This is a genomic window from Shewanella halotolerans, from assembly GCF_019457535.1.
Classification (GTDB): Bacteria; Pseudomonadota; Gammaproteobacteria; order Enterobacterales; family Shewanellaceae; genus Shewanella; species Shewanella halotolerans.
This window is the reverse complement of the sequence record NZ_CP080417.1, coordinates 3,833,947-3,846,647: the sequence shown is the minus strand read 5'-3', so window position 1 is coordinate 3,846,647 and position 12,701 is coordinate 3,833,947. Positions and strand designations below refer to the sequence as shown.

The following is a 12,701-nucleotide window of genomic DNA, read 5'->3' as shown; positions in this document are numbered from 1 at the left end:
ACTAGTCATAAATGGATAAATTAAGTGGTATCTATGACTAGGAGGAATGAAGTTCATAAAGATCAATAACAGGGATAGCTTACTCACATATGGTTAACTGCATTGAGATGCTTTTCAGGGAGAGAAGCGTATGAGTAAAATTGATGAACTGGTTTTTCTACACCAAGATTCAACACCGTGCCATCTGGCCGTTCTGGCCGAATCGATCGGTCTAAAGACACGTATCGCCCGTCAGGTCAGCGACCTGGATCCGGAGCGGGATCGCAATAGTTTCTACCTCATTGCCCAGAAGGGTGCGGCGCTGGACAGCAAGGGCGTGCCTTTGATTGTCGCGCGTCTATTACCTCATGTGCCCATCGCCCTCTATCAGGTCGAACGCGGTAGCCTGGAGCCGGAATCTGCCCTGCTGCTCGGGGTGCGCGGCCTGCTGTTTTCCGATCAGCGTATGGATCTCTCGCTGACCGGATTGCGTAAGATGGTCAACGATGAGCTGTGGTATGACAGACCTTTGATCTCTAAGGTGTTTCGTCAGCTGGTGAGTCGCCAGGATAGCGGCGTCGAGCTGACCCAGGATATGGTCGCCATGCTGCAAAAGCTCACCACTCGTGAGCGTACCATCATACAGCTGGTCTCAAGCGGTGCCCGCAACAAGGAGATCGCCGATCGCCTCTGTATCAGCGAGCACACGGTCAAGGCCCATATCTCCTCAATCTTCCGTAAGACTCAGTCTCGTAATCGGGTAGAGCTGCTGCGCTGGTCCCAGGCAAACGCCTGTCACTTCGAGTTTTGTTAATCTATTAATCCTTCATACCTAAGCAAGCTCAGTGTCTGCTGAGCTAGGCTTTGGGCTAGGCTTTGAGGTTTGCTTTGGCATCTGCTTTTGGCATTAGCTCGTCGCACCGGCTAGCAGCATTAGCTTCTGGCATTTGCCTGACACCTTGGCTTTAAATCCTGGATTTAGCTTACAAACTTTGTCAGGCGGCTGAATCTGGTTTGAATTGCATCGGATTCCCCGCCAGTCCAAGTTGCGGCTTGTCACACTTTCGACATTTTACCTTCTTGTCAGTAGAAAGGTTAAATTGACCTTAAAATAAAACCACGGTTTGTAAAATCGTTGAGCATTTGCACTAATCAGGTTTGGTGCTGGGTGTTTGAATGCTCAAACTTATCTATTGTTTTGCTTGAAATTATCTAGTCACATCACAAATGAATTCTTACGGCCTCATGTTTTGTGCCGTGAAACCAATCGGTTAATCACAATTTACTAATATGTATGCCATTTGCTGTATAGATATTAACCGTATTTTATAAACATAATGTTCGCTATTTTGGAATGTGATCTTGGTCACAAATTGGCTTAGGCACTTCTGCAACAATCTCGCCGCACGTTAATAAAAATTAGCGGCATTATTATAAAAATGGGGTTGAACAATGGATAATGTTAAGAAGTTGTCAGTGCTTGCACTGTCAATAGCCGCGGCTTTGCCCGTTTCTGCGAAAGCCGACCTGCTCATCAGCGAATACGTTGAAGGCAACAGCAACAATAAGGCGATCGAGCTGTACAATTCAGGCGACGCCGCCTTAGATCTTACCGGCTACAAGCTGGTGCGCTACAAAGATGGCGATACCAATGCCTTAGATATGGTCGCCCTAGACGGTCTCACCATAGATGCCAAAAAACTCAAAGTGATCTTACACCCAAGTGCCGAAATCGCCCTAGGTAGCGATGTCGACAGCAGCACGGGTAATCTCTATTTCAACGGCGGTGATGCCGTAGCACTGGTCAAAGATGGTGCCGTGGTTGACATCATAGGTGCCGTGCCTACGCCTAGCGGCTGGGGCATGAACATCACCATGCAGCGCAACACAGATGCCCTTGTTGCATCAAATGTCTTCGTCGAAAGCCAGTGGAAAGTATTGCCTGTCGATACTTTTACCGGCCTGGGTAACCTAGATGGCGCCAGCGCACCAACCGAACCTGAAGCTCCTGCCTTCACCTGTACCGGCGCTAAGATCACACCAATTTACAGCGTTCAGGGTGCAGGCAAGTCTAGCCCACTGATCGCCGACGGCGAGTATGCCTCTAAAGAGGAAGTGACGATTCGCGGTGTGGTAACCGCTCGTGGCGACAGCCTGTTCAAGGGCTTCTACCTGCAAGAAGTTGAGGGTGACAACTCGCCTTACACTTCTGACGGTATCTTTGTCTTCTTAGGCGAAGCGGCCGGCGAAGAGATCCAGCCTGGCGTTGAAGTCTGTGTTCAAGGTCTGGTGAAAGAATACTATGGCCTGACTCAAGTCGATATCAAGGCCGACAAGAAGATCGAAGTGGGTGAGAACGTAGGCGCGCCTGCTGCTCAACCTTTCTATGTGGCCGACGGCGAGAGCCTGGGTGATGCGCTAGAGCGTTTCGAAGGCATGCATGTGGTACTCGATGCCGGTAGCGACATGAAAGTCAGCCGTACCTTCAGCTATGACTACGCCGCCCGTCGTAACAACATGATGTTGTCTTACAAGGCGCCGCTGATGAAGGCGACCCAGCTCTATCCAGCGATGAGCGATGAAGCGATTGCGCTGGAAGCACAAAACCGCGCTAATCAGCTATTTATCGAGTCAGACTATAAGGCGAAAGATGGCGAAGTCCCTTACTTCCCAACCTTCAATGCCGAGAACGGTTATATCCGTGTCGGTGACCAACTGACTAACCTTCAAGGTGTGGTGAGCTACAGCTACAACGAATACCGCTTGGTGGCGACCAACGAGATTGTGGCGGGTGACTTCATTCGCGGCGATGATCGCAGCGATGCACCAGCCATTGCCACTAAGGGTGATATCCGTGTAGCTAGCTTCAACGTACTGAACTTCTTCAACAATGCGGTTGGTGGTGACGATACGCCTGCCGATAACCGTGGTGCTAACACCGAAGAAGAGATGCTGCTGCAACGCACTAAGATAGTGAATGCCATCACCGCCATGAACGCCGACATCGTTGGCCTGATGGAGATTGGTAACAACGGCTTTGGCGAGAAGAGTGCGATTCAAAACCTACTCGATGCACTAAATGCCGAACTCAGCGATGCCGACGCCTATAGCTTCGTCGAGATCAACGATGCCGATAAATACCAAGGCAAGTTTGTCGGTAGCGATGCTATCACTGTGGGCATGCTGTACCGCGCCGCTAAGGTGACACCGAGTGGTGATGCCTTCCTGATCGCCACACCTGAGCAACACGCTACCGCAGGCGTAGTGACTCGCGGCGAAGGCGACAAGGCGGAACTCAGCCCAGCGTTCGATAAATATCAACGTCACAGCCTAGGTCAAACCTTCAAGATCCATGACGAGCAGTTAACTGTCGTGGTGAACCACCTCAAGTCTAAGGGCTCAGGTTGTGTCGAAGATTGGGCTAACTATGAAGACAAGAGTGATCCAGCGGATCTTCAGGGCAAGTGTAACGAGTTCCGTGTATCGGCCGCTAAGGTCATTGGTGATGCGCTGCAAGACGTGAAGGGTGATCTCTTAGTGATCGGCGACATGAACGCCTACGGCAAAGAAGATCCTATCCGCGTATTGACCGACTTCGATGCCGCAAACAGCGATCGTGACATCATGACCGCCTCTTGGACAACGCTAGATGGCAAGGTATATGAGCGTGAAGGTAGCAAGATTGAGAAGGGCTATGGCCTGATCAACCTAAATACCAAGGTTCATGGCCCAGATACTTACTCATACAGCTACAACGGCGAGTTGGGTAACCTGGACCATGCATTGGCTAACACTAGCCTGGCCGAGCGCGTACTGGATATTCAAGACTGGCACATCAATGCGGTCGAATCGAACCTGTTCGAATACGGCAGCAAATACACAGGTGAGCTTGCCAAGTCTGAGAATGCTTTCTCTGCATCGGATCACGACCCTGTGATCGTGGCGCTAAGCTACCCAGCGCCTAAGCCAGAGCCTAAGCCTGAGCCGGAAGAAAAGGATGACGGCGGTTCACTGGGTTATCTAGGACTGATGTTACTTGGACTGGCTGGATTGCGTCGCCGCAACTAGTCTGCCAAGTCTCTCCCAAGCCAGCTGTTCTCCCCAGCTGGCTTTTTTATCCCTGCATTTAACCGTCTAGTCTGTATCGCCTTCGCGTCATTTAGTCTTTAAGCCTGTTGCTGATGCCACTCAATTCTGTTTAATCCATTTAGCCACAAGTTTAGCGCCTTGTTAGCGGCTGTTTTGCTTTGTGTAGCGCCGCCTTACGATTTATGCGGCTCAGATAACGCTGTGATCTTTTTCTGTTTTTCCCCTCACTCATCGGGCTTGTTAATTTGTATTTTCAGGATAAACTGTCGCGCGTTATCGGCCAGGCCCAAATGCTAGCGCCATGATACAGCGTTTTGATTAAGAGTCTTGATTCAGAGCCTTTGGAATCAGAGCCCTTGATTCGGCGTAAGCGTTACCAGTTACCCTAGGCCTTCATTCGTCACACAAACCCACTTGATGCGGCCAATTTGGCGGCAAACGAGACTAACAATTCAGGGCGGATGAAGGCCAACCCCAGTATGTTTTTCTGGTGATCTCTGAACACTGTCGTCTGTTCAAAGCTGCATGCCTCGCTAGGCGATTCCAGCCCCTTATGCTTCAATATCCTAATGCCCTATTTCTTATTGATTAGCGAAGAAGTAGACTAAATGCTCACTTTTGATCGTTGTGGAATGAGACATGAGCATTTGGTTTAGACCCGTTACCCTGGAAGATTGCGCCAAGATGGACGCAGGCATGCATGGCAAAGGCACCTTGATGCAGACCCTGGGGATCACCATCAGCGAGATTGGCGAGGACTACATGAAGGCGACCATGCCGGCTTCGCCAGCGGTGCACAACCCCTTGGGGATAGTTCATGGCGGCGCCAATGTGGCACTGGCCGAGACTGTGGCCAGCTATGCGGCCAACTTCGTGGTGGATTTTGAGAACTACTATTGTGTCGGTCAGGAGATCAACGCCAACCATCTTAAGGCGTCGCGCAACGGCACCCTGACGGCAACCGCCAAGCCGGTTCACCTGGGCAAACGCAGCTCGGTGTGGGAGGTGTTGATCCACAACAGCGCGGGTGAACTCTGCTGTATCTCGCGTATGACGGCGGCCGTGGTTAAGCGTCAGGCGATGGTCTGATGGCTCGACGTCAGGATTGGCAAGGCTCTGGTGTACAGCTCGCATGCATCTGACATGCACCTGAATTAGTAAGATAATTTAGTCAGATTGGCTGCCACTTGTGCAGCCCGGTGCCATAATTAGGGAAGATATGTTTAAGGGTTAAGGAGTGCCTATGGAAACGGCAACAATTTGGGAATGGGTCGGCTATCTGGCCTCTGTGGTGGTCGCCATCTCCCTCATGATGTCAAACATCAAGAAGCTGCGTTGGTGGAACCTGATCGGCGCAGCCCTGTTTGTCGCCTACGGCCTGGCCATCGGCGCCCTGCCTGTGGCCTTGGTGAACTTCTTCATCGTGTTGATCGATGCCTTCTATCTGGTGAAGCTGTATCAGGTCGCCAAGGTTAAGCTGGACAAGGACAGCTGATCTGAGCCAAATTTTGCTATGCGGGGGCGATAAGTGCGAGTGTTGACGCTTACTCCCCGCGGCTAAGATCGCGGCGAAACCCCTGCCATCTGTTTTTCTATTTATCTAACTCTCTCCACTCTCTGCGCTCTTTCCACTCTCTTCACCTTCTGCTGTCGGTTCTCCGCTCACTCTTCTTTTCTGTTTTCCTGCTTTGCGTTTCTATTTCTCCTTCGCCTTTCCTTGGTATCTGCATCGTTTCTATCTCGTTGCTACCTCGTTTCTTCCTCGTTTCTACCAATCCCTCTTAGGCTGGCTCGTCAGTTAGATCGGCTCGTATACCACATACAGATTAGGCATCTGATTAGGAATCTGATTAGAAACCTAATTCGAAACCTAATTCTAATCTATAAATTAGTTTACAGTCATCAATTTTAATCGTTTTATATTTCTCTGAGGCTCGACTAATCTTGCTACATCGACAAGTTAAATCGCTAAGCGAGTCACTTAACTCAATGGCCTAGCGCTTAACCTGAGCGCTTGGAACGAGTGTTTGTAATGAGTGCTTGGAATGAGCGATTAGAGGAGTAGAGCTAATTTGGAGCAGAGCTAATTTGGAGAAGAGCTATGGCCACAATATTTGATGTTATCGAAGACTGGTTGAGCTGACCAGGCCGCGGAAACGAAAAGCTAAATTTATACCTAAACTAATACCGAAATTTTTACCCAGGCTAAGACCCTAGCCGAGGGCCCAACAAGCTAAACAGGATGGAGCGAATTATGACAACCAACTACTTAACCAGCCAAAATGGCGCACCCATTGCGGACGATCAAAACTCTCTCTCTGCCGGCGAGCGTGGCCCGCTACTGCTACAGGACTGGCACCTTATCGAGAAGCTGGCGCACTTTAACCGTGAGCGTATCCCCGAGCGTATCGTCCACGCCAAGGGCACGGGTGTGTACGGAACCTTCACCCTGACCAAAGATCTGAGCGACTACACCGTCGCCGACCACTTCAACGGCGAAGGCAAGCAGACTGAGACCTTCGTGCGCTTTTCGACCGTGGGCGGCGAGATGGGTTCGGCCGACGCCGAGCGCGATCCCCGTGGTTTCGGCCTGCGTTTCTACACCAAGCGCGGTAACCACGATATCGTCGGTAACAACACCCCGACCTTCTTCCTGCGTGATGGCATCAAGTTCCCGGACTTCATCCACACCCAGAAGCGTAACCCTATGACTAACCTGAAAGATCCACAGGCGATGTGGGACTTCTGGTCGCTTAATCCAGAGGCGATGCATCAGGTGACTATCTTGATGTCAGACCGTGGTATTCCGGCTAACTATCGTCAGATGCACGGCTACGGCTCGCACACCTTCTCCTTCTGGAATGCTAAGGGAGAACGTTTCTGGGTCAAGTTCCACTTCAAGTCACAGCAGGGCGTGGTTAACCTGACCAACGAGCAGGCGGACAAGCTTAAGGGGATCGACCCCGACTCGTCACAGCGTGACATGGTGGCGGCTATCCAGGACGCTAACTTCCCGCGCTGGACGGTGAATGTGCAGATCATGCCTGAGGCCGATGCTAACACTTATCACATCAACCCGTTCGATCTGACCAAGGTGTGGCCACATGGCGACTACCCGCTGATCGAGATAGGTGTGCTGGAGCTTAACCGTCTGCCGCAGAACTACTTCGCCGAGGTGGAGCAGGTGGCCTTAGCGCCGAGTAACCTGGTGCCAGGCGTAGGCGCCTCGCCGGACAAGATGTTGCAGGCCCGTCTGTTTGCCTATGCCGATGCCCAGCGCTACCGTATCGGCGCCAACTATAACCAGTTGCCGGTAAACTGCCCTCATGCGACTCAGGCTAACCATCATCAGCGTGGCGGTGCCATGGCGGGAACCCAGTGCCCCTTCAGTGGCAGTCAGACGGGCGGCGATGCCAGCGCCAACTATGGGCCGAACAGCACTCAGTCTGCCCTGGTGGAGCCGACACAGTTTGCCGAGCCACCGCTGAGACTCGATGGTGAAGCCGACCGTTACAGCCGTTACGACCAGGATGACTACACCCAGGCGGGTAACCTGTATCGCATCTTCTCAGAAGAGGAGAAGGCCAGACTGGCGGCGACCATCTCAGGCTCTCTCAGTCAGGCGAGCATGGATGTGCAGGAGCGCATGTTGGCCCACTTCTTCAAGGCTGATGAAGACTATGGCCAACGCATCAAGCAGGGCTTAGGTTTGTAAGTAAGGTCTGTAAATTAGGCTGGTAGATAACCAGGCGTGTACAGCCTGAAAATAGAAAGCCAGTGACCTGAGTCACTGGCTTTTTGCTATCCGCTCTCTGTTCATGCGCTTAGCTTAAGCCATGCGCCGAGCAGCCTTAACTTAATAGAGCAGAGTCGCCACACCCAGCAGGGCGAACAGGGCGGCGCAGCCTCGGTGGATCCATTTCATCGGCAGCTTCTCGGCGCTGAAATGACCGGCGATCACCACAGGCACGTTGGCGATCATCATCCCCAGTGTGGTGCCCAGTACCACAAGCGGCAGGGCGTCATACTTGGCGGCCAGCACGACCGTGGCAACCTGAGTCTTGTCGCCCATCTCGGCGAGGAAGAAGAGAATGAAGGTGGCGATAAAGGGGCCCATCTGATAGAAGCGACTCTCTTCGGCGTCGACCTTGTCGGGCACCAGTACCCAGAGGGCGATGGCGAAGAAGGAGAAGGCGACGATATAGGTGGCCATCTCTGGGCTTATCCAGTTGATGGCCCACTGGCCAACCCAGGCGGCGGCAAAATGGTTAGCCAGGGTAGATAGCAGTATCCCCAGGATAATCGCGGTCTTATTTTTGAATCTTGCGGCGAGGATCAGTGCCAGCAGCTGGGTCTTGTCACCTATCTCGGCGATAGCGACAGTGAAGGTTGAGGCGAGTAATGCTTCCATCATAGTTCCTAAGGGGGCAAAAATTCCAAGCACGATCCGCCGCCCCCTAATGAATGAACGGTAACCGTGCTCAGGTCTTGCAGAGTAAGAGATGTTCCCCTTACCGTGAGTACCATGGCATGTGGCCAAGTATGTTGACACTCACTCAAGGCAAATGGCTTTGCCTTGTTAGCTACTCCCCTGAAGCAGTGGCGGCCATTATACCCAAATACTTTTGAGGTGCAAGGAGGTGCCTGCTCGCCTGTGGTGATCACTCTGTAGACAGCTTGTTTCGTGGTTTTTACGCCTTTGTACAAACTTGCATCCGATCAGGCGGCATACCTTGTGCGCCGCCTGTGGCTCTGTTAATGTGCCAATCAGTCAAATTTATAGAGTAAAGGTAGTGATGAAACATACCTATCGATATTGTTACCGATTTAGGCAGCCTCAGGGGCTTAGCTAGATCGTAAGATAGTAAGAGCTAAGCTGTTGAGGCCAACCCGACACGTACTAGGGCAGAGAACCATAGTTCGGTTAGGAGGCTATCGCTTAGTGTGTTTCATGACTAATTCCCGCCTTCGCAGTCGTTCTAAATCTGACCTTCCAAAAAGAGATAATAAATAAAGACAGGACAATTTTGTGAACTTAAAAATGCTTGGCTCTATTGCCATCGTTGCGGGGACCGCAATTGGGGGAGGCATGTTGGCCTTGCCTCTGGCAACTGCTTCATTGGGGACGATTCCAGCCTTACTACTATTAGTGGCGATCTGGGGGGTATCTATCTATACCTCTTTGTTGATGTTAGAGATTAACTTACGTGCCGGTGTGGGGCTGAACGTCCACGCCATCACGGGCAAGACCTTAGGCAAGGTTGGCCAGCTGATCCAGGGGGGCTCCTTCTTGAGCCTGCTGTTTGCCCTGACCATGGTCTATCTGATGGGCGGTTCCTCCCTGCTGGAGTCTCGCTTCGAACCTCTGGGGATCAAGGTGAACCACGAGGCGGCGGTACTCATCTTTACCTTGGTGTTCGGTGGTTTCATCGCCATCGGCGTCTCCTGGATCGATAAGGTCTCACGTCTGCTCTTTAGCGCCATGGTAGCCCTGTTTGTTATCGTGGTGCTCTTCCTGCTACCCGAAGTCAGCCCAAACTATATCCTGCGTGAATCAGCCACCGAATTGGTGTCTAAGGGCGAGCTGGGTAACCTCTGGCTGGCAGCCATTCCTGTGGTGTTTACCTCTTTCGGTTTCCACGTCTGTATCGCAACGATTGTGCGTTACCTGGATGGCGACGCCATGTCACTGCGTAAGGTACTCATGATTGGCTCGACCATCCCCTTGGTGTGCTACATCCTCTGGTTGATGGTGACCCTGGGCACTGTGGGCGGCGCGACCGTGTACGGTTTCGAAGGCTCTCTGCCTAAGCTGGTGTCGGCGCTGCAGGGCATCGCCCACTCAGACATTTTACGTCAATGTATCGATTTGTTTGCAAACCTGGCGCTGATCACCTCTTTCCTCGGGGTGACCATGAGCCTGTTCGACTATATTGCTGAGCTGACTCGCGCCAGAGACAACCTGCTGGGTCGCCTGCAGACCTGGTTGATAACCTTTGTGCCGCCGCTGCTGTGCGCCCTCTACTATCCTGATGGTTTCATTAAGGTATTAGGTTTCGCGGCCCTGCCGCTGGTGGTGATGATCATCTTCCTGCCTATCGCCATGGCGCTGGGACAGCGTAAGCAAAACCTGGGCGGTTACCAGGTGAGTGGTGGTCAGTTTGCACTTGCGGCATCGGCGTTGGTGGGTCTGGTGATTATCGCCGCCCAGCTCTGGGTTGCGCTGTAAAAAGAGGCTGACAATTTGCGCCTAAGCGAAGGGGCAGGGGATTGCTGGAAATACCTGCTTACCTTTTCGCTAATTTGCTAAGCTGTTTGTTACTCAAGAATTTATGATAAAGTCGGGCCATTGCCCGACTTTTTTGTAGGGCTTTTAAGGCTTCATGCGCTGAGGACTTAAAAGGCCATTGGGTATTATAAAAATTTTTATAACGATAAAACGGACTTAGCAAATGAAAAAGTTACTCGTGTCAGTGGCGCTCGCCGCTGCCTTCGGCGCTCAAGCCGATGAGGGGATGTGGCAGCCCTATCAACTGCCTGCCATGGCAGATGAGCTGAAGGCCAAAGGGCTGGAAATCGACGCCAAATCTATCTCTAAACTCACCGAATTCCCCATGAACGCCGTGATCAGCCTAGGTGGCTGTACCGCGTCGTTCGTATCGCCTAAGGGCCTGGTAGTGACTAACCATCACTGTGCCTATGGCTCGATTCAATACAACTCGACCCCAGAGAAGAACCTGCTAAAAGATGGCTTCCTGGCGAAGAACTACGGCGAAGAGCTACCCGCTACCCCAGGTTCACGCATCTATGTCACCGAAGCCGTGACCAATGTGACCGATGAGGTGAAAGCCGGCCTTGAAAACAAGGTAGGCAATGACTTCTATCAGGGCATCGAAGCCAAAGAGAAGCAGTTGGTTGCCCAGTGTGAGGCCGATGATGGCTATCGCTGTCAGGTTTACAGCTTCCACGGCGGCCTGGAGTACTACCTGGTTAAGCAGCTTGAGATTCGTGACGTACGTCTGGTGTATAACCCGGCGGCTAGCGTAGGTAAGTACGGCGGCGACATCGACAACTGGATGTGGCCACGTCATACAGGTGACTTCTCTTTCTATCGCGGCTATGTGTCGAAAGATGGCAAGCCTGCTGATTTCAGCAAAGACAACGTGCCTTACGAGCCTAAGAGCTTCCTTAAGGTGTCTGCCAAGGGCGTGAGCGATGGCGACTTCGTCATGGTTGCCGGCTACCCGGGTCGCACCAATCGTTACCGCACCGCCAACGAGGTGGAAAACCAGTTCGAGTGGGCCTATCCAGAAGGCAAGATGCTGCGTGAACGCTTCATCGAGATCATCAAGGAAACCGCGCCTGAGGGCAGCGACGAGCGCATCAAGTATGAGAGCCTGATCGCCGGTCTGGCCAACTATGCCAAAAACTTCACCTCGATGATCGAGTTCTATGGCAAGTCGACCATGCTCGACGATCGCAAGGCCCGCGAGGCGGCATTGACTGCCTGGATCAACAAAGACAGCAAGCGTCAGGCCCAGTATGGCCAAACCATGGCGGAGCTGGACAAGCTGATCAAAGAGAGTCAGGAGCATCAGGCCCGCGACATCATCTTAGGTTATATCGGTTACACCACCATGCTGCCGACTGCCCGTAGCCTCTACCGTCTGGCTAACGAGAAGCAGCTGGACGACATGGCGCGTGAGCCTGGCTACCAGGATCGCGACATGACCCGCTTCAAGTCGGGCCTTGAGCGTATCGACCGTCGTTATGCACCGAGTGTGGATAAGGCCGTGGTACTGGATCTGCTGAGCCGTTACGCCAAGCTGCCTAGCGAAGAGCGCATCCCTGAGCTGGACAAGGCATTCGGCATAGGCAAGAAGTTCGACGCTGCCAAGCTGAGCAAGGTACTGGATAAGATGTACGCCAAGACAGAGCTGGGTGACAAGGCGACTCGTCTTGCCTGGATGGACAAGTCGGTAGCCGACTTCAAGGCCTCTAAAGATCCTTTCATTCAGTTTGCCGTTGCCATGTATGACACTGATATGGCCCAGGAGAAGAAAGAGAAGGAGCTGTATGGCAAGTTGATGAAGGTGCGTCCTCAATATATGGATGCCATCATCGCCTACAACAAGGAGCTGGGTAAGCCAGTGTACGCCGACGCCAACTCTAGCCTGCGTGTGACCGTGGGTCATGTGAAGGGTTACTCGCCACAAGATGGTCTGGTTGCCGTACCTTTCACTCGCCTGGAAGGCATAGTGGCTAAAGACACGGGTGAAGATCCGTTCGACGCGCCTAAGAAGCAGCTTGAGCTGATCAAGCAGAAGCAATATGGCGACTACTATGTGAAGTCTATCGACTCTGTGCCGGTGAACTTCCTGTCGACTCTAGATACCACAGGTGGTAACTCAGGTTCACCAACCCTTAACGGCCGCGCCGAGCTGGTTGGCCTGCTGTTTGACGGCGTCTATGAGTCAATTATCGGCGACTGGGGCTACGATACCGACACCAACCGTTCTATCCAGGTAGACAGCCGCTACATGCTATGGGTGATGAAGTATCTGGACAACGCCGACAACCTGCTGGCGGAAATGGAGATTGTTCACTAATTCTAGCGATTAGTGGAGGCGCTT

At 52.4% G+C, this 12,701-nt stretch carries 8 protein-coding genes; 7 read left to right on the top strand and 1 reads right to left on the bottom strand.

The genetic code is table 11. From position 1 onward, the window contains the following. Positions 1–130 precede the first annotated feature (130 nt). From K0H81_RS16655 to katB, 5 genes are all read left to right on the top strand, one after another. Positions 131–793 carry a helix-turn-helix transcriptional regulator gene (locus K0H81_RS16655; RefSeq protein ID WP_011866990.1) on the top strand — a complete coding sequence of 221 codons (663 nt, stop codon included), beginning with the start codon at positions 131–133 and terminating at the stop codon, positions 791–793. Between the two features lie 638 nt (positions 794–1,431). Then, a complete protein-coding gene (gene exeM / locus K0H81_RS16650; protein WP_220059057.1) occupies positions 1,432–4,047 on the top strand; it encodes an extracellular exonuclease ExeM in 2,616 nt (871 codons plus the stop codon). Positions 4,048–4,707: 660 nt separating this feature from the next. Continuing rightward, the gene (locus K0H81_RS16645; RefSeq protein ID WP_144204402.1) at positions 4,708–5,157 is read left to right on the top strand and encodes a PaaI family thioesterase; all 450 of its coding nucleotides are present in this window, start codon (positions 4,708–4,710) and stop codon (positions 5,155–5,157) included. 154 nt (positions 5,158–5,311) lie between these two features. After that, entirely contained in the window at positions 5,312–5,563 is a 252-nt protein-coding gene (locus tag K0H81_RS16640; RefSeq protein ID WP_011866987.1) for a YgjV family protein, read from the top strand. Positions 5,564–6,322: 759 nt separating this feature from the next. After that, a complete protein-coding gene (gene katB, locus K0H81_RS16635) occupies positions 6,323–7,783 on the top strand; it encodes a catalase KatB (protein WP_220059056.1) in 1,461 nt (486 codons plus the stop codon). Between the two features lie 141 nt (positions 7,784–7,924). Here the strand turns inward: katB and K0H81_RS16630 are convergent, their stop codons facing one another. Next, entirely contained in the window at positions 7,925–8,479 is a 555-nt protein-coding gene (locus K0H81_RS16630; RefSeq protein WP_011866985.1) for a TMEM165/GDT1 family protein, read from the bottom strand. A 618-nt stretch (positions 8,480–9,097) separates the two neighbouring features. Here K0H81_RS16630 and K0H81_RS16625 point away from each other — a divergent pair. Together K0H81_RS16625 and K0H81_RS16620 are read left to right on the top strand one after the other, a co-directional pair. After that, on the top strand, positions 9,098–10,297 hold the full coding sequence (locus K0H81_RS16625; protein ID WP_220059055.1) for an aromatic amino acid transport family protein: 1,200 nt from the start codon (positions 9,098–9,100) through the stop codon (positions 10,295–10,297). Between the two features lie 223 nt (positions 10,298–10,520). Continuing rightward, positions 10,521–12,677, top strand: coding sequence for a S46 family peptidase (locus K0H81_RS16620; RefSeq protein ID WP_220059054.1), 2,157 nt, complete (start codon positions 10,521–10,523; stop codon positions 12,675–12,677). The last annotated feature ends 24 nt before the right edge of the window (positions 12,678–12,701 follow it).